The sequence below is a fragment of the Halomonas sp. TA22 genome (assembly GCF_013009075.1).
In the GTDB taxonomy this organism is placed as follows: Bacteria; Pseudomonadota; Gammaproteobacteria; order Pseudomonadales; family Halomonadaceae; genus TA22.
On record NZ_CP053108.1, the window covers coordinates 2,700,022 to 2,725,042 of the forward strand.

Sequence of the window (25,021 nt, forward strand, 5' to 3'; positions counted from 1 at the left end):
ATCATTCACTGCGCCTGCGCTCGACCCGACGACGCACCCAGGCGCCCATGAGTAGCAGCAGTGTCAATGCTATCAAGGGAAGCAGGACATCGATGCTAAAGGCATCTCCGCTCTCCACCGCCTCTAGTGCACCATGTATAGCGCTGGCGTAGACCGCCCACTTGACGCCTAACCCAAGCAGTGCCGCCACGACAAAGGTACCTAGCGGCAGCCTGAGCAGACCCGCCGCATAATTGATGACGGAGTGAGGAAAGCCGGGAAGGATACGAAAGGCGCATTGAGTGAAGGCATCGCTACGCTCACTCATCAGCGTCATGATACGTTTGGTAAGTCCCTTGGGCGTCATGCGCTGGCGAAAGCGAGCCGCCAGCCAGTAGGCGCCGAGCGCCCCCCCAAGGCTACCGATGAGTAGCATCAGAGTAGCAATCCAGGGCGGATGAAACGGTGCGATCAACCATAGCCCGATACTGCCCGGCAGACCCACTGCAAGGGTTACCGCCATGATCAGCATCACTGCCAGCATGGTAAGGGGGTGATGGGAGGCCTCCTCGGCCCAATGCCGGAAGGCACTCAGATCCGGCGACTGCCATATCCAAAGCAGGATCGCCATGATCAACGACCCACCGATGGCGATCCAACGCCACTGAAATCTCGCCTCACTGTCTCTTGCCCGACTCATGTCCCCACCGGATATATCGAATGCGGCCAATGGTGACATGAATCGGGGCCACGCTCCATCACGCTGGCGCGACTAGCTTGCGGAAGTCTCCTCTTCTCGCTCATCAAGGACAGCGACGGCATTCGCTTCCTGACGTTCTGCATTCAGGATGCGCAGATCGAGATAGTGCAGCACGCCCAGTTGAGCGAACAGGACAGTAAAGCAGAGCAACACGCCTTTCCACATGGTAGGTGGCCATCATCAGCAGGAAGCCGGGGCTTCGACATGTGCAGTGTAATCCGCTCTCGACAGCGGCAGTAGTCCTATTTTGCCCTCACGCAGGTCTACCACTCCGCTCCCACGTCTCGCTATAGCCTCGCCTCGACACGCTCGAGTATCTGCCGGCCGACCTTGGCTACCAGGGGTTTGGCCGCACGATTGACCGTGCTCTGCACCAGGCGATTCTTGATGTGATAGCTCACGCTCAGCGACACCTCGGTACCCTCCGGCACTGCCCGCAAGCGATAGCAGCCTTCATTGCGCACCCCATCGAGCGACTCCCAGGCCAGCCGCTCGGGTGCACTTTTCTCGGTGATCGTTACATCGAAGGTCCAGTCCATCCCTACTGCACGAATGTGCCAGCGATAGCGCTGATTCCCAAGCGGCTCGACGGCCTCGATCAGGTCCGAATAATCCGCGAAGTCCTCGACGCGTTCGAGCAGAGCGAACACCCGCTCGGGCGGGGCATGCACAATGGCCGTATGTTCAATGGTCGCCATAAGCTATCCGGTTGTTGAATCTCCCATGAGAGTAACCATGAGTGGCGCCAACGGCTAGCCTTGCGTTGCGTGCTGGCCACTGTTCATCGGCATCGCTACAATGCCCACCTCGCCCGGACCGGATCCCGGGCCTGCACCACGCCAACGCCCCATTGCGGAAGGCAAGTGCAGCATCATAAATTCTCCGCAGAAGGCTCCGTCATGTCTTGTCCCTCTAACGCTTCTCCCGCTGCCCACCCTCGCGCTGTCGTGATCTACTCCGGCGGCATGGACTCCTATACCGTATTGCATCGTATCCTGAAGGAAGGCTATGAAGTGCATGCCCTGTCGTTCGACTACGGCCAACGCCACGCCTGTGAACTCGACGTCGCCCGGCGCGTCTGCCAGCGTCTCGGAATTGCCCATCAGGTCATCGATATTCGCGCCATCCATGGGTTGATCGACAATTCGGCACTGACCGATGCCAGCCGCGCCCTACCTGCCGGCGAGTATGACGGCAGCAACATGGCAGCCACGGTGGTGCCCAATCGCAACATGATCCTGCTATCGCTGGCCATTGCCCAGGCGGTCAACATCGGAGCTGACAAGGTCTTCTATGGCGCTCATGGAGGTGATCATGTGCTCTATCCCGATTGCCGCCCTGAGTTCGTCGAGCGCATGAACGATGTTGCCGCTATCGCCAATTTCGACGCCATCCAGGTCGTGGCACCCTACCTGCATGTCAGCAAGACCGATATCCTGGCCGACGGGCTGGCCATGCAGCTCGACTACTCGCAGACCTGGACCTGCTATCTGGGCGGCTCACTGGCATGTGGCGAGTGCGGCAGCTGTCAGGAGCGCTTGGCGGCCTTCAGAGACAATGACCGCGAGGATCCGTTGAGCTATTTCCGGCGGCCTGAGTCTTCCACGGCGGTGCCGGAGCCTGGCAGGAGCGGCAAGGATGTATAGCGTCAAGGAAGCCTTCTATACCCTTCAGGGAGAAGGCGCCCAGGCGGGTCGAGCCAGTGTGTTCTGCCGCTTCAGCGGCTGCAATCTCTGGTCTGGCCGTAGCAGGGATCGACAGGCGAGCATTTGCCGATTCTGCGATACCGACTTCATCGGCACCAATGGCCCCGGCGGCGGCCGCTTTGCCACAGCCGAGCATCTGGCGGTTCACCTGGCCGCACTTTGGCCCGATGACGCAGGCAGTGCGATCCCCTACGCAGTATTCACTGGCGGCGAGCCGCTTCTGCAGCTGGACACGCCGTTGATCGACGCCATGCATGAGCATGGCTTCGAAGTCGCGGTGGAGACCAACGGTACCCTGCCCGCGCCCAGAGGCATCGACTGGCTATGTGTCAGCCCCAAGGGAACAAGCGAGCTGAAGATCCTCTCCGGTAATGAACTCAAGCTGGTCTATCCGCAGGCGGATGCTCCTCCAGAGCGGTTCGAATCCTTGGCATTCGACCATTTCTATCTTCAGCCCATGGATCTGCGCCCCCAGGGAATCGCCAACGATACGCTGTCGGATACGCTGGACTACTGCCTGACATCTCCCCAGTGGCGCCTTTCAATGCAGATACACAAGATTGCAGGATTCGCCTGATGACACTGTTCGTTAATCGCCTGACCCAAATGGATGTCAGTGTATGGTGCCCGAAGCGCGGTCTGACCGGCGCCAGCTGGCATGTCGATGTCGAGCTCGATGGCGAGCTGGGCGAAGATGGCATGCTGTTCGACTTCGGCGAGGTCAAGCCTTGGATCAAGTCGCGCCTCGACAGCGGCGCCGACCATACCTTGCTGGTCCCGACCCGCGCGGCGGGAATCAGCGTGCAGGAGTGTCAGGAAGGCCTGTCGATTCGAACGCGGCTGCCCTATGTCATGGAAGTTCGCGGCCCGCGTCAGGCCTTTACGCTTCTGCCGTGGCAGGAGATCACCCCCGATCGGCTGGCGGAGCATTTCGCGCATGAGATGATGCGACGCCCACCGCCACGAGTGAATGCCATCCGCTTGAGGTTACGTGACGAGACCATCGCCGGCGCCGCCTATACCTATAGTCATGGGCTGAAGCGCCATGCCGGCAACTGCCAGCGTATCGCCCATGGGCATCGCTCACGGCTGGTGATCTGGAAAAACGGTCAGCGCGACCCGGCGCTCGAAGCCCGCTGGGCCGCCATTCTCGATGACCGCTACCTGGTGGACGTCGAAGATATTGTCGAGCGAGGCGAGGCGGAAACGGTTGATCAGAGCTTGTTGACCACGCGCTACCGCTCCGCACAGGGGCGCTTCGTGCTGCGCTTGCCCAAGGCGCGTTGCGAGATACTTCCAACGCCCACCACCGTCGAGCACATCGCCGCCTGGCTTGCGGAGAGGATTGCCAGGGAAAGCGGCGCATCGATACGCGTCCAGGCTTTCGAAGGAGTCGACAAGGGTGCCTTCGCCGAGGCCCAGGGGCGATGACGGAACACAGCGCGAACGGCTGCCGCCCTGGCTGCGGCGCCTGCTGTATCGCACCCTCGATCACCTCGCCGATACCGGGCATGCCCCATGGCAAACCAGCCGGAGTTCGCTGCATTCAGCTCGATAAACGCAACCTGTGTCGTCTGTTTGGCCAGCCACTGCGTCCCACCGTGTGCCACCTGTTCGATTACGATGACGAGCTATGCGGCGATAGCCGTCTCCAGGCGCTTGAGCGCATCGCGGCGCTGGAGCTTGCCACCTGAGCAGCGAAAATCCGCTCTACGAATGCACATCCAGCACCCTGGTGGAGCGCTGATCGAGCAGGCTATGCCAGCGCAGCAGCACCGGCGCATCACAGTGCGACACCTCACCCAATAGATGGCGAAACTCTTCACGCGCGGCGCAATCGCGAGGATCGATCAGTGTCAGCCAGAGCTCCAGAGCGTTGAGTTGCTGATGGAGATTTTCATGCTCGCGCGCTTGGGCCAGGGCCTGCTCCGCCAGCCGGCGGATCGTCTCGCGCGGCCTGCCCTGCTGGTGATGAAGACGCGCCAGTTGAATGGCCAGTTCCGGCAAATAGAGCGAACCGCGCTCCTGAGCCACCAGCAGACAATGGTCGAGATAATCCTCGGCGCGCGCGAGCTCGCCCAGCGCCACGCATGCATCCACGTACCACAACACAGGGCGCGTATAACGATCGCGCCCCGTCACCTCGTTGAACTCCTCCATCCCCATTTCAAGCATGGTCAGTCCCTCACGGTCTCCCGCCAGGGCCCGCTGCCAGCCCAGCATGCTTTGTGACGACATCTGCCAGAGATGTAGATCGGGCGTGCCCGTCAGATCGAACGCACGCTGCGCGCGCACGCCAGCAAGATGAATATGTCCCAACTGGCGATAGACGGCCGCGGCGAATAGCAGCGCCATCGCCAGTGACCCGGGATGATTGAAGCATTCGGCAAGCCGAATGGCCGCTTCCGTCTGCTGCTCTGCACGGTGGTAGTCACCACGCAGGCACAGCGCCCATCCCTGGAAACAGGCCGCCGCCACCTGGGGGTGGTCCGAGAATGGCAGCCACTCGATCAACATGGACTGATTGAGCGGATCGATCTCTTCCAGATGGTCGTACGCCTGGCGAATGCGCCCGGCCCAGTACTCGCAATTGGCGCGGGCATAGGCGGCAAGACGCTGATAGCGCGGCTCCTCGAGGCGTGCGGCAAGGCCGGCAAGAGTCGAGGCGAGCGCAAACGCATCGGCGTGGGCATGCCGCTGGCTGCAGCCAACCCATAGCCCCCAATTGACCAGGAAGCGCTGCTCCAGATCAGCTTCCTCGTCGCTCTCGCTGCCCGCGACGCTGTCCATCAGTACACGGGCACGCACGAAGCTCTCATGGGCCGTGGGCGAGCCATGGCCCTCCAGCGCAAAGGCTGCCTGGCCTCTTACCGTCAGCAGGCTGATCTCGCGTTCGTTCTGGTCGGCGACATGACGCAGACTGGCCAAGCCGAAATCGGCCATCTTCAGCGCAGTACGGTTGGCACTGACCTTGAGTGCCTCCCTCGCTGCCAACTCGAAATAGCGTGCACCCCGCGCATAGTGGCCACTGCGCCGTAGATGGGTGGCGAAATCGCCAGGGTGGCGGCTGATCCAGACCGGGTGATGCTCCTCGATCAGCACAACCACCTGGCGATGGATACGGACCCGCATGTCACGGGGACAGGAGAGATAGGCGGCCTCCTGCAGCAACTGATGACTGAACTGATAATCGAACTCCTTGGAGTTGGCGCAGGGCTCGATCACTTCGAGCCGGCACATCAGCTCGAGCGCCTGTCTGAGGCGCACGCTCTCCCAGCCGCTACACTCGCTCAGGAAGTCGAGGCGGAACTGCCGACCGAGCACCGCTGCCACGTGAGCGATTTCGCGATCGCTGTCCAGCTGATCGATACGGCTGGCCAGCAGCCCCAGCAAGCCATGTGGTAATTCATCGATGTTAACGCTACGCCCCTCTCGTCGCCCCACATCGAGGCGCCGGCAGATCTCCTGCAGATAGAGCGGCACCCCATCGCAGCGTTCGATCAGCTGCCCTCTCAGCCGAGGGCTGAGATGCAACCGATAGCGCCTGGCCAACTGGGAGAGCAAGCGCGAGGATTGCAGATTGTCGAGCCGCCCCAGCACGACCTGCTGATCCCAGTGCAACTTCATGGGCAGCGCTTCGCGGCCATGATGGCTGGCCACCACCAGCAACGAACAATTGATCGGCAGACGTGCCTGGAGGCCGGCTAGCACCTTGAAGGAGGGCTCATCGAGCCACTGAAGGTCATCGATGATCAGAACCAGAGGGCGCTCGTCGGCAAGCTTCTCGATCAAGCGCTGCATCAGTCCCACGACCAGCTCCAGCGCCTCGCCATTGTGTGCATGCGCCATGGCCTCTTCTGACTCGCGAACGCCTAGTGCCTCTTCGAGAAGCTGACGTCGCGCCACGTCCACGCCAAGCTCGGGAAGTTCCTCGAGCAGCCGCGCCAAGTTCTCGGCGCCGAGCTCCTGATCAAGGTGCCAGCGCAGCAATGCTCGCGCCACACCATAGGGCGACTGCACGGAAAGCCTCGTGGTCGGCTGCCAGCAGACACTCACGTCGCGGCTCTGTTCGAATTGGCGAAACCCCACCAGCAGCGCCGATTTGCCCATCCCGGAAGCGCCACGCACCAGCACGCACTGACGCAAGCCGATCCCGGCACGCGCCAGGGCGTCTCGCAGCTTGCGCAGTGCCGACTCGCGGCCCACCAGGCTCGGCGGGAGTGCCTCTCGCCCTCCTTCGTTGGTTCCCAGCACCAAGGCACGCAGCCGAACTCGCCCATCGCTTGCCACCAGGCGCGAAGAGAGGCGCGGTTGTAGGTCCAAGGCCGGTGGCATGTGTTGGCTCGCCTCCTGTGAGATCACAAGCTCACTCCCGATAGCTGCGCTCATCAGCTCCAGGGAGCCCTGGGTGACCTGTCCTAGCGGATCGACCAGCTGCCGTTCGGGCAGGTAGGCGACACGTCCGCTATTGAGACCCGCGGCCAACTCGAAGCTGGGTGCGTCGCACTCACCGCTCCAGCGGCGCACGCACTCGTCGGGCAGCGCACGACGGCAGTGTTCATACAGCGCGACCAGCTCGGCCAACTGATGAGCTGGTCCATGCGTACCGAAACAGGCCAGCCCCAGCCCACCGGTGGCACCGGGAAGCCAGAACCCGCCAAGGTGATGGCACTGCTGCTCAAGCCAACGCAACAGTTCAAGCTGCAATGAAAGGCAGGCACGGGTTTCTGTCCGATCTTGCCAATCGCCCTTGAGTCTCAGACGAATCGCCATGACCGAGAGCTGACGATGCTCTATCTCCTCATCGCGCAGCGGCGCGCCTTCCACCGACAATGCCCTGGAGTAGGCACCCTGGGGAGTGAGCATCTGGGTATCGCTCTTGCCATCCGACCAATAACGGGCAAGCTGTAGGAAACCCGGCTCCGGTTGTTGGCCCGAGAGTGCCAGCAGCTGCAGGAAGGCAGTGTACTGCTCATGCGCGGCCGCCGGCTGGCCCTGCTCCGCCAGTTGGCGTACCAATCGCTCGTGGAAGGGGCCGTAACCGGAAAAACGACTGACCAAGAGACGCAACAGCGACTCCGGCACCTCCGACTGTGCCTCGAGCACCCTTTCGGCAAAGGCGATGACACGCTGACGCCACTCGTTACGCAGACGTAACAGCCAGCGCTGGAACTCGGCACAGGACGAGAGCTGCAGCTCCTCGACCAGATCGCCGCGATAGCCCTCGAGAACCGCTTCGAGCGAGGCGATATCGGGCGGTGCCTTGAGAAGCTGCTCCAGCGCTTCGATATCGAAGCGCCAGCTCTCCGGCTTGCGAAAGGCGATGGTCTGACGCGACACCACCAGCACCCGGTCGGCCTCTTCGCCCAAGGACTGTCGCAGACAATGCAGTGCGTGACGCAGGTTGGTGCGACCCGAAGAGAGCCCTTGATCCGGCCAAAGCAGCTCGGCCAAGGTGGCGCGGTTTACCGGTTGCGAATGGAGCAGTAGATAGACCAGCAGCGCCTTGACCTTGTCATAGCTGAACTGGGAAAGATTGTCCTCACCGAGCGTCAGTGAAAAGTGGCCAAACAGGGACAACTGCTCGTTGGTGGATGTTTCCCGTATCATCTTGGTTCCTGCGTTGTTGCAATGTCTGCAGCGACCCTGAGCGATCAGGCGGCTGCCGGAAGCCCACTGTGGAAACGAAACACGTCGTCCTCGGTGACGATCAGCCGGGCCTCGCACTCACCGAAGAAGGCAATGCGCTCCTCCAGCGCCTGCGCGGCACTCTCTTCGGTATAGAGACGCGCCAGCATCAGGTAATCCTCATAATGGCGTCCTTCCGACTTGACCAGACTTCGATAGAACCTGGCAAGGTCGACATCCAGATGCGGTATCAGGCGCGCAAAGCGCTCACAACTGCGCGCTTCTATATAGGCGCCTATGATCAGGATATCGACTAAGCGGCCAGGATCTTCAGCGCGCACATGCTTGCGAAGCCCTTCGGCATAACGCGAGGCGCTGAGATGGCGATACTTCACCCCCCGCTCCTCCATGACCTTGACCACCTGCTCGAAATGCAGCAGCTCCTCGCGGGCCAGCTGCGACATCTTGGTCAGCAACAGCGGGCGATCGACATAGCGATACATCAGGCTCATAGCGGTAGACGCCGCTTTCTTCTCACACTGGGCATGATCGATCAGCAGCAGATCCTGGTGCTCCAGCGCCTCAGCGATCCAGGCATCGGGGGTAGGACAGCCCAGAAACTGCAGCAGGGACTCTGGAATCAAGCTTTCGGTATCGTCTTGCATACTATATTCCGACCATTGATGTGCATTTGCCGGCACGCACCTGTGTGCCGCCTGGCCTGAGCGGCGACGTTCAACGCCTCACTCAATACGCTATAAAAGGGGTGACAGATCTCAGGCCCCACCTGCGGCTCATCTTACCGTGTCGTGCATGCGACGGCACCTGCCTTAGCCTTGCGGCACTGCCCGCAGACCAAAGTTCTAGCTGGCTCAAGCGGTGCCCGCTTAACATTGTCGACAGTTTCACGTAGAATTCCCTGCGCCTGACCACAGAATACCGCAAGCACCAGAACGGTCGATTTCGCCGACATTGGACACTTTTGGCATCAATAGCGAAGTCCGTTTTGGCATAGAAACTTGATGAGGGCCCCCTATCGTGCTTGAAGCTTATCGCCAACATGTCGAGGAACGTGCCGCCGAGGGCATCCCGCCGAAGCCGCTGAATGCCGAACAGGTCTCCGCGCTGATCGAACTGCTGAAGAACCCGCCTGCGGGCGAGGAGCAGTTCCTGCTCGAGCTGATCACCGACCGCGTTCCTCCCGGCGTCGATGAGGCCGCCTACGTCAAGGCCGGCTTCCTGACCGCCATCGCCAAGGGCGATGACAGCTCACCGCTGATCGACAAGATTCACGCCGTCAAGCTGCTGGGCACCATGCAGGGTGGCTACAACATCGTCACTCTCGTAGAACTGCTCGACAACGACGCACTGGCCAAGGAAGCGGGCGAGCAGCTCAAGCATACCCTGCTGATGTTCGATGCCTTCCACGATGTCGCCGAGCGCGCCAAGTCAGGTAACGCCGTCGCCAAGGACGTGCTGCAATCCTGGGCCGATGCCGAATGGTATCTGGCCAAGCCCAAGCTCGATGAAAAGGTCACCCTGACCGTATTCAAGGTCTCCGGCGAAACCAACACCGACGACCTTTCCCCCGCTCCCGACGCCTGGTCGCGCCCCGACATTCCGCTGCATGCCAATGCCATGCTCAAGAATGTCCGTGAAGGCATCGAGCCTGAACTCCCCGGCACCAAGGGGCCGCTGACCCAGATCGAAGCAGTCAAGGCCAAGGGCTTCCCGGTCGCCTACGTGGGCGACGTAGTGGGTACCGGCTCCTCGCGCAAGTCCGCCACCAACTCGGTGCTGTGGTTCTTCGGCGACGACATCCCCTACGTGCCCAACAAGCGCGGCGGTGGCTACTGCTTCGGCGGCAAGATCGCGCCGATCTTCTTCAACACCATGGAAGATGCCGGCGCCCTGCCCATCGAGATGGACGTCTCCAAGATGGAGATGGGTGACGTCATTGACGTCTACCCCTACGAAGGCAAGGTCTGCAAGCACGGCACCGACGAGGTATTGACCACCTTCGCGCTCAAGACACGCGTGATTCTCGACGAGGTGCGCGCTGGCGGCCGTATCCCCCTGATCATCGGTCGCGGCCTCACCGACAAGGCCCGTGCCGAGCTCGGCCTGGGTCCTGCCGATGTCTTCAAGACCCCTGAGCAACCCACCGATACCGGCAAGGGCTACACCCTGGCTCAGAAGATGGTCGGCAAGGCATGCGGCATGGAGGGCGTACGCCCTGGCATGTACTGCGAGCCGAAGATGACCACCGTCGGTTCCCAGGACACCACCGGCCCGATGACGCGCGACGAGCTCAAGGATCTCGCCTGTCTGGGCTTCCAGGCGGATCTGGTCATGCAGTCGTTCTGTCACACCAGCGCCTATCCCAAGCCGGTCGACGTGGAGACCCACCACAGCCTGCCCGACTTCATCATGAACCGTGGCGGCGTCTCGCTGCGCCCGGGCGACGGCATCATCCACTCGTGGCTGAACCGCATGCTGCTCCCCGACACCGTCGGCACAGGTGGCGACTCACACACACGCTTCCCGATGGGCATCTCCTTCCCGGCGGGCTCCGGCCTCGTTGCCTTCGCCGCCGCCACTGGCGTGATGCCGCTGGACATGCCGGAATCGGTACTCGTGCGCTTCAAGGGCAAGCGCCAGCCCGGCGTCACCCTGCGTGACCTGGTCCATGCGATCCCCTATTACGGCATCAAGCAGGGCCTGCTCACCGTGGCCAAGGCGGGCAAGAAGAACGCCTTCTCCGGTCGCGTGCTGGAGATCGAAGGACTAGAGGAGCTTACCGTCGAACAGGCCTTCGAGCTTTCCGACGCCTCCGCCGAGCGCAGTGCTGCGGGTTGCACCATCACGCTCTCCGAAGAGAGTGTGACCGAGTACCTGAAGTCCAACATTACCCTGCTCAAGTGGATGATCAGCAATGGCTACGGCGACGAGCGCACCATCAGCCGCCGCATCGACGCCATGGAAGCGTGGCTGACCAGCCCGAGCCTGATGCGTGCCGACGCCGATGCCGAGTACGCCGAAGTGATCGAGATCGATCTCGACGAGATCAAGGAGCCAATCCTCTGCGCGCCGAACGACCCGGACGATGCCCGCCTGCTCTCCGAGGTGGCTGGCGAGAAGATCGACGAGGTGTTCATCGGCTCGTGCATGACCAACATCGGCCACTTCCGTGCCGCCGGCAAGCTGCTCGAGAAGCAGCCGGCCGGCAGCCTGAAGACGCGCCTGTGGCTGGCACCGCCGACCAAGATGGACCAGCACCAGCTCACCGAAGAGGGTTACTACGGCATCTACGGTCGCGCCGGCGCGCGCATGGAGATGCCGGGTTGCTCGCTATGCATGGGCAACCAGGCGCGTGTAGCCGCCAAGTCCACCGTCGTCTCCACCTCGACGCGCAACTTCCCCAACCGCCTGGGGGATGGTGCCGATGTCTATCTGGCCTCGGCTGAGCTTGCCGCCATCGCAGCGGTTGAAGGACGCCTGCCAAGCGTGGAAGAATACCAGGGCTACATGGGACAATTCGACGCGATGGCCGGTGAGATCTATCGTTACATGAATTTCCATGAAATCGAGGAGTATCAGAAGATCGCCTCGAACGTGATTCCTGTCGCTCAGGAAGCCTGATCAAGGCCCTGAAGACCGAGAAGCACACCCTTCGTCGCCGATGCTCGCAACATCGATGGTTGCGGTCCTAGGGCCGCAATCAGCGCCGATGACCGAAGCGCCCCGCCCTGTGCGGGGCGTTTTTTATTGCCTGCCGATTTCTCACGGGGCCATGAACCGTGCATGATGAATCTCGCTCATGCTGAGCTGAAAAATCATCGTTCGTCATTCGCCTAGTAGATTTGTGATCATGGTACGCCTATGCATTAGTTACCGATCATATTAGTCGTTTGGAGTTCTCGATGACCACTGCCACCCCTCCTCCCTTCCGCGCTGACGTCGTCGGTAGCCTGCTGCGCCCCGAGACACTCAAGACAGCACGCGACCAACAGCAGGCCGGCGTGCTTGATAGCCAAGCGCTGCGCCGCATCGAGGACGAGGCGATTCGTCATGTCGTCGACTGCCAATGCCAGACCGGCTTACAGGTAGTGACCGATGGCGAACTGCGTCGTGCATGGTGGCATTTCGACTTCTTCGAGGGGCTAGAGGGAGTAGAGGGCTATGACGCCGATCAAGGCATTCAGTTCACTGGCGTTCAGACCAAGTCGCGCAACGTACGCGTGGTGGGCAAGCTCGGCTTTGGCCACCATCCCATGCTCGAGGACTTCAGGTTTCTCAACAGCGTGAGCCAAGGGGCCACACCGAAGATGACCATCCCGAGCCCCAGCGTGCTGCACTTCCGGGGAGGACGCAAGGTGGTCAGTCGCGATGCCTACCCGGATATCGAGGGATTCTTCGATGATCTGGCTCAAGTATACAAGCAGGCGATTCAGGCCTTCTATGAAGCCGGCTGCCGCTATCTTCAGCTCGACGACACCGTCTGGGCTTACCTCTGCTCAGATGATCAGCGTGCCCAGATCCGCGAGCGCGGTGACGATCCCGACCAGTTGGCTCAGACCTATGCTCGCGTGCTGAATACCGCGCTCGAAGACAAGCCTGACGATCTGGTCGTCGCCATGCACGTCTGCCGCGGCAATTTTCGCTCCACCTGGATCTCCGAGGGCGGTTACGAACCAGTGGCCGAACTGCTGTTCGGTTCGGTCAACATCGATGTGTTCTTCCTTGAGTACGACTCCGAGCGGGCGGGCGGCTTCGAGCCACTGCGCTTCATCAAGCCAGGCCACCAGAAAGTCGTGCTGGGGCTGATCACCACCAAGAGCGGTGAGCTGGAAGACGTCGAGGAGGTGAAAACGAGGATTCACGAAGCTGCACAGTTCGTCAGCCTCGACCAGCTCTGTCTGAGTACCCAGTGCGGTTTCGCCTCCACCGAGGAGGGCAATGCCATAACCGAAGAGCAGCAACAGGCTAAGTTGCAGCTGGTCGTGCAGATCGCCAAGGAGATATGGGGCGAATAGCGCTCCTTTGGTCATGAATGCCATGAAGCTACGCCACGCAGTCGATAACGGTCCCATGTCCGCTTTTCAGTGGCAGGCCATCGCCATCTGCTTCTTGCTCAACGCCATCGATGGACTGGACGTGCTGGCCATGGCCTTCACGGCATCCGCCGTCTCCCATGAGTGGGGGCTCTCCGGTGCAGAGCTTGGCATGCTGCTCAGCGCGGGTATCGTCGGCATGGCGATCGGCTCGGCACTGATCGCGCCCTTCGCCGACACTTATGGGCGCCGTCCATTGATCATGTTGAGCCTGTTGCTTTCCGGCACCTGCATGACGCTCTCGTTCTGGAGCCCGAACCCGCAATCGCTGGCGGTGCTGCGGGTATTGACGGGCATCGGGGTCGGCACGATTCTCGCCAGCGCCAATGTCCTGAGCAGCGAGTACGCCAACCGCCGCTGGCGCGGGCTGGCAATAAGCCTGCAATCGGTGGGCTTTGCGCTGGGCGCCACCCTGGGCGGACTACTCGCCACCTATCTCAATGATACGCTGGGCTGGCGCTACGTGTTTCTGACAGGAGGCCTGCTTACCTTGCTGGCGCTACTGGTCGTGGCTGTTCAATTGCCAGAATCGCTGGACTTCCTGCTGCACAAGCGCCCTGCCCAGGCACTGGCGCGGGTGAATACCCTGGCAAGCAAGCTCAAGCAGCCCAGTCTTGCGCAACTCCCAGAGCAGAGTGCCGAGGTGTCGCGACACTCAAACTACCGCCAGCTGTTCGATTCGCGAAACCTCACCACCACCCTGCTCCTTGGCATGGCGTTCTTTCTGGTGATGTTCAGCTTCTACTTCGTGATGAGCTGGACGCCCAGGCTACTGGAGGCGGCGGGACTCTCCGCCGAGCATGGGATCGCCGGTGGCATGCTGTTGAACCTTGGCGGAATGGTTGGCGCGCTGCTGATGGGAGTCGGCGCGAGCCGAATCAGGCTCAGTGCCATTCTACATGCCTTCCTGCTGCTCACCGCGATCATGCTAGTGGTCATGGTTCCTGCGGCCCAGTTCCTGGCCCTGGCATTAAGCGTCGGCTTCTTTATCGGCCTGCTGCTCAACGGGGCAATTGCCGGCCTCTATACCACGGTTCCCCAGAGCTACGACGCTGCCATACGTGCCAGTGGCGTCGGCGTCGTGCTAGGCTTCGGCCGTCTCGGTGCGATCGTCTCGCCGCTGGTCGCCGGGGTACTGCTCGATGCCGCATGGCAGCCCGCACGGCTCTATGCCCTGTATGCCGGCGCACTGCTTCTGGCACTTGGGGTGATGCTGATGTTTCATGCACATGTCAGGCCGAGACTCTCCCGGGAAAACACTGTCTGACGCTGCACGGGCATGAGGAGGCTTGAGGAAATTCGCATTTGGTCCTATAGGCAAGGAGCGCTCTTTCACTCGACTATGCCATGATGACAAGCCATCCCGAGTAGGTCACAAGGAGCGACCATGGACCACATCATTACCCCCGATATCTGCGACGCCCATCCTGAAGTGGCGGTGCTTGACCCGATCTTCGCCAACTATGGTGGTCGCGAGGCCTTCTGCGGCCCGATTCGAACCATCAAGTGCTTCGAAGACAACTCGCTGATCAAGCAGGCCGTTGCCGAGCCCGGCGACGGTGCGGTGCTGGTCGTCGATGCCGGTGGCTCGAATCGCTGTGCCATGCTCGGTGACATGCTGGCCGAACAGGCCGTGGACAACGGCTGGGCGGGGGTGGTGATGTATGGCTGCGTACGTGATGTCGATGTACTGGCCGAGATGGAGCTTGGCGTTCAGGCCATCGGTGCACACCCTCGGCGTAGCGAGAAACGCGGCGAAGGAGTGCGCGATATTCCTGTCACCTTTGCCGGCGCCACCCTGCATCCCGGCCAGTGGCTATATGCCGACAACAACGGCATCGTGATCGCGGAGCAGCGCCTGCCACTGAACGGCTAGGCACACTCGTGCTATACAACAGGCATGGCATTTCACTCGCGATATTGTCAACACACCAGCGCGATGACAGGCTAACGGTTTAGCTGGAAACGGAACGCCATGCTGTCGCTCACCCAACTCAACCGCGATCTCCTGCGCGCCCTGCGTGAGCATCTGCGCCCCCTGGTCGCCTATCACCTCTTCTTCACCCTGCTCGCCTCGGCCGTTCTACTGCCGGCGGTGGCCTGGACGCTGACCTCGCTACTGGGGCGTTTCGGGCGTCCCGTCATTACCGATAGCGCCCTGCTCGATATTCTGATCTCGCCCGGTGGGGGCCTCTGGCTAATGTCCGCCATCGCCCTTATCTTCGTAGTTCTTTATCTGCAGCAGGCGGGCATGATCCTGGTTGCGGTACGCCATCGAAGCAATCATTACCGACTGGCCTGGGAAGCGTTCTGGAGCAGCCTGCGACGGTTCCCGGCGCTGTTCGGGCTAGTGGTAGTGCAGGTGGGCACCCACCTGCTGCTATTGCTGCCCGTGGTACTAGCGATCGCCTGGCTCTATGGCGTTTTCCTGGGCGCTCTTGATCCGTACTACATTCAGCGGGTGCGGCCGCCAGCGCTCTGGCAATTCCTGGCTGCGTGCCTGCCGATCGTACTCGTTTGGATGGCGCTCGCCGCGACGCTTTACTTTCGCTGGATACTCGCCCTGCCGGCGCTGGTACTGGAGTCGCTGACGCCCCTGCAGGCGCTCTCTCGCAGCAGGGAGCTCACGCGCGGGCGCAAGCGCCATATCGCCCTTGCCGTCATCCTCGTACTGCTGCTGATCATCGCGCTGCCGGTACTCTTCACCTGGCTCTATGATCGGCTCGGCACACCGCTACTTTGGCAATTGCCGGAGCGCAACGCGGTGCTGATACCGGCCATGCTCCTCTACCTGAGCGGCTATGTCCTGCTGACCCTGGCCATCACCTTTCTAGGGATAGCCATCAATAGTCTGCTGGCAGCGTGCCTCTACCTGCGTCTTGCACATCAGCAACCCAGGCCTGCCTCTCCGCCGCCGGATGCGCATCCGGGACGCCTCGCCTGGGCGGTGGAGATCGCAGTGGTGGCCTTTGCCATCAGCCAGGCATGGCTGATCGTCAATAGCTTCGAGCTGCGCGATGACGTTCTCATCACGGCTCACCGTGGAAGCTCCATGGTCGCACCGGAAAACACGTTAGCCGCCATCGACCAAGCGATCGTGGATGGCGCCGATTACATCGAGATCGATGTCCGCCTGACCGGTGATGGGCAGGTGGTGCTCTATCACGATCGCAGCTTGCAGCGCCTGATCGGCGACGCCCGCAATCTCGGTGAGGTTACGTTCGAGGAGTTGCAGCTCTTCGATGTCGGCAGCTGGTTTGGCGATGCTTTCGTTGGCGAGCGTATTCCGCTCTTGGGCGAGGCGTTGGCGCGTACGCGCACGACAAGCCCACTGATGATCGACCTCAAGCCCGACACGGGCCGCGAGATCGACCTGATCGAGGCCGTGATCGAGGATTTGCATCGCGAGAATGGCGCCAGAGAGGAGTGCCGGACCCAGAGCGCCACACCGGAGCAGTGTGGCGGCCAGGACGTGCGCGACGAGGTGTTGATGGCGACCATGTCACTGGCGCTGGCAAGCGAGATCAAGGCGCGCGAACCACAGCTGCATGTGACGCTGTTGGCACAATTCGTGCTGCCCGGCACCCTGGATCGTACCCGCTTCGATGCCCTTGGCCTGCGCCACAACCGTGTCACCGAGGAGGAGGTGCGCATCGCCCGCTACCATGGCTATGAGCTGCACGCCTGGACGATCAATGACCGGGCCCGCATGTCCCAACTGATCGACATTGGGGTCGACAATATCATTACCGACCGACCCGACCTGCTCGCCGAACTGCTCACCGACCGCCGCGAGCTCAGCGATGGCGAGCTGCTGCTCGTCAAGCTGCGTAATTGGCTACGCAGCTAGAACGGGGCGCTTTGCCGGCCAAGGCGCGGGAGTGTCAATCCCCCATCACCGTTCCTTCGCGGCGCGGGTCGGCACCGCCGAAGTAACCCTCCTCGACACGCTGGATCGCCTGCAGTCCACTGGTCAGCTCACGTTCGCTGACCTCATGGCCGAGCGCCTGAAGCGCCTCGAGGGTCTCCGGCGGGAAACGACCCTCCTCGAGTGAGACGGGTCCGCCAAGCGTGATTGCATGGGGCAGGTTGAGCGCCTCTTGGGCATCGAGCCCCCAATCCAGCATAGCGACCAGTGCCTTGGCGGTGTAGTGAATGATTGCTGCACCTCCGGGGGAGCCCAGACTTGCCACGAGATCGCCGCTATCACGCTCGAATACCAGCGTCGGGCTCATGCTCGAACGCGGCCGCTTGCCCCCCTCGACCCGATTGGCAATCGGGTTTTCCTGGCCATCCTCGTGGGTGAAGGAGAAATCGGTAAGCTCGTTATTGAGCAGATAGCCGCCATCAAGTCCCGTGCCGCCATCGGCCATGATGCGCGAACCGAAGGCCGCCTCGATGGTGGTCGTCATGGCAATGGCGTGGCCATTCTCATCGACGATACTGATGTGGCTGGTGCCGTACTCGGGCTGGTTGGGCTGAACCGCCCAGGCGGTCGTGACCTCGCCCGGCTTGCCCGGCTCGGCGCCATCGCTACCCATGCTCTCCTGCGCCTGGATGAGCGCTGCGCGACCGGAAAGGTAATAGGGGTCGAGCATGCTGTTCCAATCACTACCCGGAGCATCGACGAAATCCGGATCGGCGATGTACTTGCCGCGATCGGCAAAGGCCAGCCGTGACGCCTCGAGGAACTGGTGCAGCCACTCGGTACTTGGGCGATCCCCCTCGAGCGGCTGCTCGACCTCGGGTAGATGCTCCAGAATACCGAGTATCTGCATGATGGTCAGATGCCCCGACGAAGGAGGTGGAAAGCCGCAGATCGACCACTCTCGCCAATCGGTGCACAACGGGTCGCGCTTCTTCGCTGCGTAGGAGGCCATGTCCTCAAGACTCAAGGCGCCAGGACGTTGCGGGTGATTCTGCACGCGCTCGACCAGATCCTCGGCGATCGCCCCGGTATGCAGCGCCTTGCTGCCATGCTCGGCCAGCTCTCGCAGAATCGCTGCCAGGGCAGGATTCTTCAGCTCATGACCAACGCCAAGGGGTTCACCATCCTCGTCGTAATAGAAATGTCTTGCCAGCTCGTCGTCGCGCAAGCGCTCCTCGCCTTCCAGCATGGCGTGCAGCCGCCGGCTCACGGGAAAGCCCTGCTCGGCCAGGGCTATCGCCGGCTCGAACAGCTCGCTCCAGGCAAGCGTGCCATGGGTCTCGTGCGCCAGTTCCAGCATCCGTACCACGCCGGGAACGCCGACCGAAAGCCCACTGGCGGCGGCCTCCATGAAGTCCAGCGGCTCGCCATCCTCATCGAGAAACAGCGTGCCCTCCGCCTCGTCGGGCGCGGTTTCACGACCATCGAAGGCGGTGACACTCCCGCCATCGAAATGCATCAGAAACGCCCCGCCGCCTATCCCGCTCGACTGCGGCTCGACCAGGGTCAGTACCATCTGCACGGCGATGGCCGCATCGATGGCCGAACCGCCGGCCTGGAGCACCTGGTAACCCGCGTCCGTCGCCAACGGATTGGCGGCGGCAACGGCGAAGCGCTCGGTGGCCCAGCCGGGTTTCTCCTCGTAACCGGAGCCCGCTTCCGGGGCGATCTCGGGAGTGGAGTACTCGAAGGCACTCTCGGCGTTTTCGGCACTTTCGGCCATCGCCGAGAGTGGAAGAACCAGCAGCAGCGCAACACCGGCGGGAGCCAATACGCGATAAGGCAAACGAGAACAGCGCGTCATGGTGATACTTCCTTGTAGCGGCAAGTTAGGAATACAGCATAGGCGAGCGAAGCGAGACGGGGAACCCTCCCATCAACGACTGCGCCCGGCCGATGGCCGGGCGCAACGCTAGAGGCTGATGCGAGCGATGATCAGGCCAAGGTTTCACCCGCCAGCATGAACCATGTCTCGAGCACTGCATCGGGATTGAGCGACACCGAGTCGATGCCCTGCTCCATCAGCCATTTGGCCAGGTCGGGATGATCCGACGGCCCCTGGCCGCATATACCGACGTACTTGCCCTGCGCCTTGCACGCCTGGATGGCCATTGCCAACAGCTTCTTCACGGCGGGATTACGCTCGTCGAAGAGGTGGGCAACGATACCCGAATCGCGGTCGAGCCCGAGCGTCAGTTGGGTCAGATCGTTGGAGCCGATGGAGAAACCGTCGAAATACTCGAGAAACTCGTCGGCGAGCAGCGCATTGGCCGGCAACTCGCACATCATGATCACCTTGAGACCGTTCTCGCCACGCGACAGGCCGTTGGCCGCCAGCAGGTCGACGACCGCCTTGGCCTCGTCGGGGGTGCGCACGAACGGCACCATGATTTCGACATTGTCCAGTCCCATCTCGTCACGCACACGCTTGAGCGCTTGGCACTCCAGCTCGAAACAGGGGCGGAAGGCGTCGGAGATATAGCGTGAGGCACCCCGGAAGCCAAGCATCGGATTCTCTTCGCCCGGCTCGTAGAGCTTGCCGCCGATCAGGTTCTCGTACTCGTTGGACTTGAAGTCCGACAGGCGCACGATGACCCGCTTGGGATAGAAGGACGCCGCCAGCGTCGAGACACCCTCCACTAACTTGTCGACATAGAAGCTCACCGGATCGGTATACCCGGCAGTGCGCAAGTCGATGCTCTGCTGCAGGTCCTGAGGCAGACGATCGTACTCAAGCAGCGCCTTGGGGTGCACGCCGATCATGCGATTGATGATGAACTCGAGCCGCGCCAGCCCAACGCCGGCATTGGGCAGGCTGGCGAAACCGAAGGCACGGTCGGGGTTGCCGACGTTCATCATGATCTTGAATGGGATCTCGGGCATGGCATCGACGCTCGAGGTCTTGCACTCATAATCCAGAAGCCCCTCGTAGATATGCCCGGTGTCGCCCTCGGAGCAGGAGACCGTGACTTCGCGGTCGTCGCCGAGCACCGAGGTGGCATCGCCACACCCCACCACGGCGGGAATACCCAGCTCGCGGGCAATGATCGCCGCATGGCAGGTACGGCCGCCGCGGTTGGTGACGATCGCCGATGCACGCTTCATGATCGGCTCCCAATCCGGGTCGGTCATGTCGGTCACCAGGACGTCGCCCGGCTTGACCTTGTCCATCTCGTCCGGCGAGAGGATCACCTTGACCGCTCCGCTGCCGATGCGCTGACCGATGGCGCGACCAGAGACCAGCGTGCGCCCCTTCTCCTTTAGGTGGAAGCGCTCGAGTTTGCCGCCCTCGAGCTGGGAGACCACGGTTTCGGGACGCGCCTGGACGATGTAGAGCTTGCCGTCATCGCCATCCAGCGCCCACTCGATGTCCATGGGGCGCCCGTAGTGCTCCTCGATGATCACCGCCTGGCGCGCCAGGTCCATGACCTGCTGGTCATCGATGCAGAAGCGGCCACGCTCGGCCAGCGGCACATCGATCGTAGCCACCGACTTGCCCGCGCTGGCCTCCTCGGTATAGATCATCTTGATCAGCTTGGAGCCTAGCGTGCGACGCAGCACCGCCGGGCGCCCGGCCTTGAGCGTCGGTTTGTGTACATAGAACTCGTCGGGATTGACCGCCCCCTGAACCACGGTTTCGCCAAGCCCCCAGGAGGCCGTGACGAAGACTGCATCGCGATAGCCGGACTCCGTATCCAGCGTGAACATGACGCCTGACGCACCGGTCTCGGAGCGCACCATCTTCTGCACGCCGGCGGAGAGCGCCACGTTCTCGTGGGCGTAGCCACGATGCACACGGTAGGAGATCGCCCGGTCGTTGAACAGCGAGGCGAACACCTCATGCACGGCACGCTTGATGTTGTCGAAGCCTTCGATATTGAGGAAGGTCTCCTGCTGGCCGGCAAAGGAGGCATCGGGGAGGTCTTCGGCGGTGGCCGACGAGCGCACGGCCGCCTTCAGGTTAGGGTGCTGATCCGCCAGGCGCCCATAGGCCTCACGCAGCGCCGCCTCGAAGTTGGGCGGCAGCGGCGTCTCGATCACCCACTGGCGGATCTCGGCACCGACCTTTGAGAGCTCGTTGACATCATCGACGTCGAGGCGGGCAAGCGCGGCATTGATCCGCTCATTGAGCCCCTCGTGAGCGAGGAATTCACGATAGGCCTGCGCGGTGGTGGCGAAGCCGCCCGGCACGCTTACCCCGACTTCGGCGAGATTGGAGATCATCTCGCCAAGCGAGGCATTCTTGCCGCCGACACGCTCGACGTCGTCCATTCCCAACTGGTCGAACCACAGAATGTACTCTTCCACGAGACCCCCTTGTTCTTTGTCGGCGATGCGGGTGCGGTATGTTAGCAGCGCACGTCGCTAATATTCGTTTGGCGACACCCTATCAAGCGGCGGTCATATTCGCCATTAGTCTAACAGCGAAGTCAGGGAAGGTTTTTTACAACAAACGTCGAAAATCGAGCTTTCCTGTAGTCGCAGCACTGAAAGTACAGTTGCCGAAACGTTTGCCAGGATCGACAATCGGCCGATGTCCAGCCGAGAGAAGCCTCATGACGCGTACCGCCTTCTTTATTTCCGACGGCACCGGCATCACCGCCGAAACCCTGGGCAGAAGCCTGTTGGCCCAGTTCGAGAACATCGATATCCGAATGATCACCAAGCCCTATATCGACACCACCGAGAAAGCCCAGTCGCTGGTGGATATCATCAACTCCACGGCGGTGCGCGACGGCGCTCAACCGATCATCATCGACACCATCGTCGATGAAGCGATCCGGCAGGTGATCAGCACGGCGAGTGGCTTCAAGGTGGATGTCTTCTCGACGTTTCTGGCACCACTGGAAGAGGAGCTGGCGACGCATTCGAGCTATAGCGTGGGACGCACCCACGCCATTGGCCACGACGACACCTATATGAACCGCATCGACTCGGTGCACTTCGCCCTGGATAACGACGATGGCGCACGCACGCATCAATACGACAAGGCGGATATCATTCTGGTCGGCGTGTCACGCTGCGGCAAGACTCCTACCTCGCTCTATCTCGCCCTGCAGTTCGGCATTCGCGCCGCCAACTACCCCTTCACTGAGGACGATCTCGACGAGGATGGCAGCCTGAAGCTGCCTCCCTCCCTCGCCCCCTACCGTCACAAGCTGTTCGGTCTGACCATCGACCCGCGCCGCCTGGCCGCCATTCGCAGCGAGCGTCGGCCAAACAGCCGTTACTGTTCGATGGACCAGTGCATGCAGGAAGTGCAGCAGACCGAAGGGCTCTACCGGCAGATGCATATTCCCTATATCGATACCACGCGCTTCTCGATCGAGGAGATCTCGACACGCATGATCGCCGAGACAGGGCTCAACCGGCGCTTCAATCCCCGCTAGACGATGCTCAAGAGACGATGCCCTGGGCGCGAAGTGTGGCAATCTGCGTCTCGCTGAGCCCCATCCCGGCCAGCACGCTGTCACTGTCCTGGCCCAGGGCTGGCGGTGCTCGATGACTGGTCTGCGAGTCACCATCGAAGCGCAGCGGATTGGCGATCTGCGGCACCGTCATGCCGTCACGCTGTAGCGAGGTCACCATACCACGATGGCGCACCTGGGGATCGCTCAAGGCCTCGGATACGCTGTTGATCGGACCGGCGGGAATCCCCAGCGCCTCGAGTTCGGCAAGCCACCGATCGCGCTCGCGGCTAGCCAGTCGCTCGGCCACCATCGGCACCAGCAGCTGGCGATTGGCGACCCGCATGGCATTGGTGGCAAACCGGGTATCGCCTGCCCACTCGGGATGCCCCAGCAGTTGGGCAAGACGAGCGAACTGGCTATCGTTGCCTACCGTCAACACTAGATAACCGTCGGCACAGGCAAACGCCTGGTAGGGAACGATATTGGGGTGGGCATTGCCATGGCGCTGCGGATCGCGTCCCGAGACCAGGGTATTGAGCGCCTGGTTGGCAAGGGTTGCCACCTGCACATCGAGCAGCGCCACGTCCACGTGGCGGCCACGCCCGGTGCGCTCACGCTCATTCAGGGCGGCCAATACCCCGACCGTGGCATAGAGCCCGGTCATTACATCGGTGATCGCCACCCCGGTCTTCATCGGCATCGCCTCAGCGTCGCCGGTCACGCTCATCAGCCCGCCCATCGCCTGGATCATGAAGTCGTAGCCGGCACGATGCGCATAGGGGCCATCCTGGCCAAAGCCGGTGATCGAGCAGCCGATCAGGCGCGGATTGCGCTTGGACAGGCTCGCGTAGTCCAGGCCATAGCGCTTGAGCCCGCCCACCTTGAAGTTCTCGAGCAGGATGTCGGCACGCCCGGCCAACGCCTGGACCAGCGCCTGCCCCTCGGGGTGGGTGATATCCACGGCCAGCGACTGCTTGCCACGGTTGGCACACAGGAAATAGGCCGCCTCGCGGGAGTCTGCCGCGCTATCCTCAAGCCACGGCGGCCCCCAGCTACGCGTATCGTCGCCCTGGCCCGGCCGTTCGATCTTGATCACCTGAGCTCCCAGGTCGGCGAGCAGCTGTCCCGCCCAAGGGCCGGCGAGCACCCGCGACATGTCGAGTACCAGACACCCCTCCAGTGGTCCGCTCATCGGCCCGGGCTCCGCTTGGCTCACCCTCATGAGAAGGCCTGAATTCCGGTCTGGGCGCGGCCGAGGATCAACGCATGGATATCGTGGGTGCCTTCATAGGTGTTGACCGCCTCGAGGTTCATGGCGTGGCGGATCACGTGGTACTCGTCGGCGATGCCATTGCCGCCATGCATGTCGCGCGCCACGCGGGCGATATCCAAGGCCTTGCCGCAGTTGTTGCGCTTGATCAGCGAGATCACCTCCGGCACCAGCTGACCTGCATCGATCATGCGGCCTGCGCGCAGCGAGGCCTGCAGGCCAAGGGCGATCTCCGTCTGCATGTCGGCGAGCTTCTTCTGGATCAGTTGATTGGCGGCCAGTGGGCGTCCGAACTGCTTGCGATCCAATGTGTACTGGCGCGCCGCGTGCCAGCACGCTTCGGCCGCGCCCATCGCCCCCCAGCTGATACCATAGCGGGCACGGTTGAGACACGAGAACGGCCCCTTGAGACCGGTTACCCCCGGCAGCAACTGCTCATCGCCGATCTCGACATCGACCATCGAGATCTGGCCGGTGACGGAGGCGCGCAGGCTGAACTTGCCTTCAATTTTGGGTGCAGTCAGACCCTTCATGCCCTTTTCGAGAATGAAGCCCCGCAGCACGCCCTCGTCATCCTTGGCCCAGACCACGAACACATCGGCGATCGGCGAGTTGGTGATCCAGGTCTTGGCACCATTGAGCTTCCAGCCTCCCTCGACCTTGACGGCACGAGTGCTCATGCCGTTGGGATCGGAACCATGATCCGGCTCGGTCAGACCGAAGCAGCCGACCCACTCCCCGCTCATCAGCTTGGGCAGGTACTTCTCGCGCTGCGCCTCGCTACCGAAGGCATGGATCGGATACATCACCAAGCTCGACTGGACACTCATGGCACTGCGGTAACCGGAGTCGACACGCTCGACTTCGCGAGCGATCAGCCCGTAGCTGACATAGTTGAGACCGGCGCCGCCGTAGCCATCGATGGTCGCGCCGAGCAGGCCAAGCTCGCCCATTTCGGTCATGATCTCGCGGTCGAAGCGTTCGTGGCGGTTGGCCTCGAGCACCCGCGGCAGCAACTTCTCCTGGCAGTAGTCCTGGGCGGTCTGCTGCACCATGCGCTCGTCTTCATCGAGCTGATCGATCAGGCGGAACGGGTCTTCCCAGGTCATGGGGGTAATCTGGCTCATCGGGAACTCCAGGGGGACGAAATGGGTATTGGACGGCTAAATAATTTCTACATTATTACTAAATGTAGAACATAAAGCCGCCCAATACTAGCCCCGGC

At 61.9% G+C, this 25,021-nt stretch carries 19 protein-coding genes; 10 read left to right on the forward strand and 9 right to left on the reverse strand.

The window, feature by feature from the left end; genetic code table 11:
• Window position 1 precedes the first annotated feature (1 nt).
• The 3 genes from HJD22_RS12760 to HJD22_RS12770 all read right to left on the reverse strand — a co-directional run bounded on the left by HJD22_RS12760 (window position 2) and on the right by HJD22_RS12770 (window position 1,437).
• Window positions 2-679: a TVP38/TMEM64 family protein gene (locus HJD22_RS12760; protein WP_248730246.1), complete on the reverse strand. Its 678-nt coding sequence runs from the start codon at window positions 677-679 to the stop codon at window positions 2-4.
• Between the two features lie 72 nt (window positions 680-751).
• Window positions 752-904, reverse strand: a complete 153-nt coding sequence (locus HJD22_RS12765; protein WP_208657048.1) for a hypothetical protein — start codon at window positions 902-904, stop codon at window positions 752-754.
• Between the two features lie 122 nt (window positions 905-1,026).
• On the reverse strand, window positions 1,027-1,437 hold the full coding sequence (locus HJD22_RS12770) for an SRPBCC family protein (protein WP_208654149.1): 411 nt from the start codon (window positions 1,435-1,437) through the stop codon (window positions 1,027-1,029).
• A 201-nt stretch (window positions 1,438-1,638) separates the two neighbouring features.
• Here HJD22_RS12770 and queC point away from each other — a divergent pair, with 201 nt between their 5' ends.
• The 4 genes from queC to HJD22_RS12790 are packed head-to-tail and all read left to right on the forward strand — an operon-like array spanning window position 1,639 to window position 4,139.
• A complete protein-coding gene (gene queC, locus HJD22_RS12775; RefSeq protein ID WP_208654150.1) occupies window positions 1,639-2,385 on the forward strand; it encodes a 7-cyano-7-deazaguanine synthase QueC in 747 nt (248 codons plus the stop codon).
• The gene (gene queE / locus HJD22_RS12780) at window positions 2,378-3,022 is read left to right on the forward strand and encodes a 7-carboxy-7-deazaguanine synthase (RefSeq protein ID WP_208654151.1); all 645 of its coding nucleotides are present in this window, start codon (window positions 2,378-2,380) and stop codon (window positions 3,020-3,022) included. Before queC ends, queE begins: the two co-directional genes overlap by 8 nt.
• Window positions 3,022-3,876 (forward strand): 6-carboxytetrahydropterin synthase, encoded by an 855-nt coding sequence (locus HJD22_RS12785; protein WP_208654152.1) that lies wholly within the window; start codon window positions 3,022-3,024, stop codon window positions 3,874-3,876. The genes queE and HJD22_RS12785 overlap by 1 nt, the downstream gene beginning before the upstream one ends.
• Window positions 3,873-4,139 carry a YkgJ family cysteine cluster protein gene (locus tag HJD22_RS12790; RefSeq protein ID WP_208654153.1) on the forward strand — a complete coding sequence of 89 codons (267 nt, stop codon included), beginning with the start codon at window positions 3,873-3,875 and terminating at the stop codon, window positions 4,137-4,139. The genes HJD22_RS12785 and HJD22_RS12790 overlap by 4 nt, the downstream gene beginning before the upstream one ends.
• 16 nt (window positions 4,140-4,155) lie before the next feature.
• Here the strand turns inward: HJD22_RS12790 and HJD22_RS12795 are convergent, their stop codons facing one another.
• Together HJD22_RS12795 and HJD22_RS12800 are read right to left on the reverse strand one after the other, a co-directional pair.
• Window positions 4,156-8,055, reverse strand: a complete 3,900-nt coding sequence (locus HJD22_RS12795) for an AAA family ATPase (RefSeq protein WP_208654154.1) — start codon at window positions 8,053-8,055, stop codon at window positions 4,156-4,158.
• Window positions 8,056-8,099: 44 nt separating this feature from the next.
• The gene (locus HJD22_RS12800) at window positions 8,100-8,738 is read right to left on the reverse strand and encodes a tRNA-(ms[2]io[6]A)-hydroxylase (RefSeq protein ID WP_208654155.1); all 639 of its coding nucleotides are present in this window, start codon (window positions 8,736-8,738) and stop codon (window positions 8,100-8,102) included.
• 373 nt (window positions 8,739-9,111) lie between these two features.
• Between HJD22_RS12800 and acnB the strand changes: the two genes are divergently transcribed.
• The 5 genes from acnB to HJD22_RS12825 all read left to right on the forward strand — a co-directional run bounded on the left by acnB (window position 9,112) and on the right by HJD22_RS12825 (window position 17,037).
• Window positions 9,112-11,715 (forward strand): bifunctional aconitate hydratase 2/2-methylisocitrate dehydratase, encoded by a 2,604-nt coding sequence (gene acnB / locus HJD22_RS12805; protein WP_208654156.1) that lies wholly within the window; start codon window positions 9,112-9,114, stop codon window positions 11,713-11,715.
• Between the two features lie 281 nt (window positions 11,716-11,996).
• The gene (locus HJD22_RS12810) at window positions 11,997-13,109 is read left to right on the forward strand and encodes a cobalamin-independent methionine synthase II family protein (protein ID WP_208654157.1); all 1,113 of its coding nucleotides are present in this window, start codon (window positions 11,997-11,999) and stop codon (window positions 13,107-13,109) included.
• A gap of 22 nt (window positions 13,110-13,131) precedes the next feature.
• Window positions 13,132-14,454 (forward strand): MFS transporter, encoded by a 1,323-nt coding sequence (locus HJD22_RS12815; RefSeq protein ID WP_217267760.1) that lies wholly within the window; start codon window positions 13,132-13,134, stop codon window positions 14,452-14,454.
• Window positions 14,455-14,574: 120 nt separating this feature from the next.
• Window positions 14,575-15,063, forward strand: a complete 489-nt coding sequence (gene rraA, locus HJD22_RS12820) for a ribonuclease E activity regulator RraA (RefSeq protein ID WP_208654159.1) — start codon at window positions 14,575-14,577, stop codon at window positions 15,061-15,063.
• A gap of 99 nt (window positions 15,064-15,162) precedes the next feature.
• Entirely contained in the window at window positions 15,163-17,037 is a 1,875-nt protein-coding gene (locus HJD22_RS12825) for a glycerophosphodiester phosphodiesterase family protein (protein WP_208654160.1), read from the forward strand.
• Window positions 17,038-17,071: 34 nt separating this feature from the next.
• Here HJD22_RS12825 and ggt read toward each other — a convergent pair whose 3' ends face one another.
• Together ggt and ppsA are read right to left on the reverse strand one after the other, a co-directional pair.
• Window positions 17,072-18,838, reverse strand: a complete 1,767-nt coding sequence (ggt, locus tag HJD22_RS12830; RefSeq protein ID WP_208656744.1) for a gamma-glutamyltransferase — start codon at window positions 18,836-18,838, stop codon at window positions 17,072-17,074.
• Window positions 18,839-19,050: 212 nt separating this feature from the next.
• The gene (gene ppsA, locus HJD22_RS12835) at window positions 19,051-21,423 is read right to left on the reverse strand and encodes a phosphoenolpyruvate synthase (RefSeq protein ID WP_208654161.1); all 2,373 of its coding nucleotides are present in this window, start codon (window positions 21,421-21,423) and stop codon (window positions 19,051-19,053) included.
• Window positions 21,424-21,671: 248 nt separating this feature from the next.
• On the opposite strand from ppsA, the gene HJD22_RS12840 reads away from it, so the two are divergent.
• Window positions 21,672-22,505 carry a pyruvate, water dikinase regulatory protein gene (locus tag HJD22_RS12840; RefSeq protein WP_208654162.1) on the forward strand — a complete coding sequence of 278 codons (834 nt, stop codon included), beginning with the start codon at window positions 21,672-21,674 and terminating at the stop codon, window positions 22,503-22,505.
• 7 nt (window positions 22,506-22,512) lie between these two features.
• Here the strand turns inward: HJD22_RS12840 and HJD22_RS12845 are convergent, their stop codons facing one another.
• Window positions 22,513-23,718 carry a CaiB/BaiF CoA-transferase family protein gene (locus tag HJD22_RS12845; protein ID WP_208654163.1) on the reverse strand — a complete coding sequence of 402 codons (1,206 nt, stop codon included), beginning with the start codon at window positions 23,716-23,718 and terminating at the stop codon, window positions 22,513-22,515.
• 26 nt (window positions 23,719-23,744) lie between these two features.
• On the reverse strand, window positions 23,745-24,923 hold the full coding sequence (locus HJD22_RS12850) for an acyl-CoA dehydrogenase (RefSeq protein WP_208654164.1): 1,179 nt from the start codon (window positions 24,921-24,923) through the stop codon (window positions 23,745-23,747).
• Between the last annotated feature and the right edge of the window lie 98 nt (window positions 24,924-25,021).

What these genes read in the sequence shown, in the direction of transcription:
- HJD22_RS12785 (WP_208654152.1), top strand. Translation starts at nt 3,022, where the DNA reads ATGACACTGTTCGTTAATCGCCTGACCCAAATGGATGTCAGTGTATGG.
- HJD22_RS12800 (WP_208654155.1), bottom strand. Translation starts at nt 8,738, where the DNA reads ATGCAAGACGATACCGAAAGCTTGATTCCAGAGTCCCTGCTGCAGTTT.
- HJD22_RS12760 (WP_248730246.1), bottom strand. Translation starts at nt 679, where the DNA reads ATGAGTCGGGCAAGAGACAGTGAGGCGAGATTTCAGTGGCGTTGGATC.
- rraA (WP_208654159.1), top strand. Translation starts at nt 14,575, where the DNA reads ATGGACCACATCATTACCCCCGATATCTGCGACGCCCATCCTGAAGTG.
- HJD22_RS12850 (WP_208654164.1), bottom strand. Translation starts at nt 24,923, where the DNA reads ATGAGCCAGATTACCCCCATGACCTGGGAAGACCCGTTCCGCCTGATC.
- HJD22_RS12810 (WP_208654157.1), top strand. Translation starts at nt 11,997, where the DNA reads ATGACCACTGCCACCCCTCCTCCCTTCCGCGCTGACGTCGTCGGTAGC.
- HJD22_RS12790 (WP_208654153.1), top strand. Translation starts at nt 3,873, where the DNA reads ATGACGGAACACAGCGCGAACGGCTGCCGCCCTGGCTGCGGCGCCTGC.
- HJD22_RS12815 (WP_217267760.1), top strand. Translation starts at nt 13,132, where the DNA reads ATGAAGCTACGCCACGCAGTCGATAACGGTCCCATGTCCGCTTTTCAG.
- HJD22_RS12765 (WP_208657048.1), bottom strand. Translation starts at nt 904, where the DNA reads ATGTGGAAAGGCGTGTTGCTCTGCTTTACTGTCCTGTTCGCTCAACTG.
- ggt (WP_208656744.1), bottom strand. Translation starts at nt 18,838, where the DNA reads ATGGCCGAAAGTGCCGAAAACGCCGAGAGTGCCTTCGAGTACTCCACT.
- queE (WP_208654151.1), top strand. Translation starts at nt 2,378, where the DNA reads ATGTATAGCGTCAAGGAAGCCTTCTATACCCTTCAGGGAGAAGGCGCC.
- queC (WP_208654150.1), top strand. Translation starts at nt 1,639, where the DNA reads ATGTCTTGTCCCTCTAACGCTTCTCCCGCTGCCCACCCTCGCGCTGTC.
- HJD22_RS12840 (WP_208654162.1), top strand. Translation starts at nt 21,672, where the DNA reads ATGACGCGTACCGCCTTCTTTATTTCCGACGGCACCGGCATCACCGCC.
- HJD22_RS12770 (WP_208654149.1), bottom strand. Translation starts at nt 1,437, where the DNA reads ATGGCGACCATTGAACATACGGCCATTGTGCATGCCCCGCCCGAGCGG.
- HJD22_RS12795 (WP_208654154.1), bottom strand. Translation starts at nt 8,055, where the DNA reads ATGATACGGGAAACATCCACCAACGAGCAGTTGTCCCTGTTTGGCCAC.
- HJD22_RS12845 (WP_208654163.1), bottom strand. Translation starts at nt 23,718, where the DNA reads ATGAGCGGACCACTGGAGGGGTGTCTGGTACTCGACATGTCGCGGGTG.
- HJD22_RS12825 (WP_208654160.1), top strand. Translation starts at nt 15,163, where the DNA reads ATGCTGTCGCTCACCCAACTCAACCGCGATCTCCTGCGCGCCCTGCGT.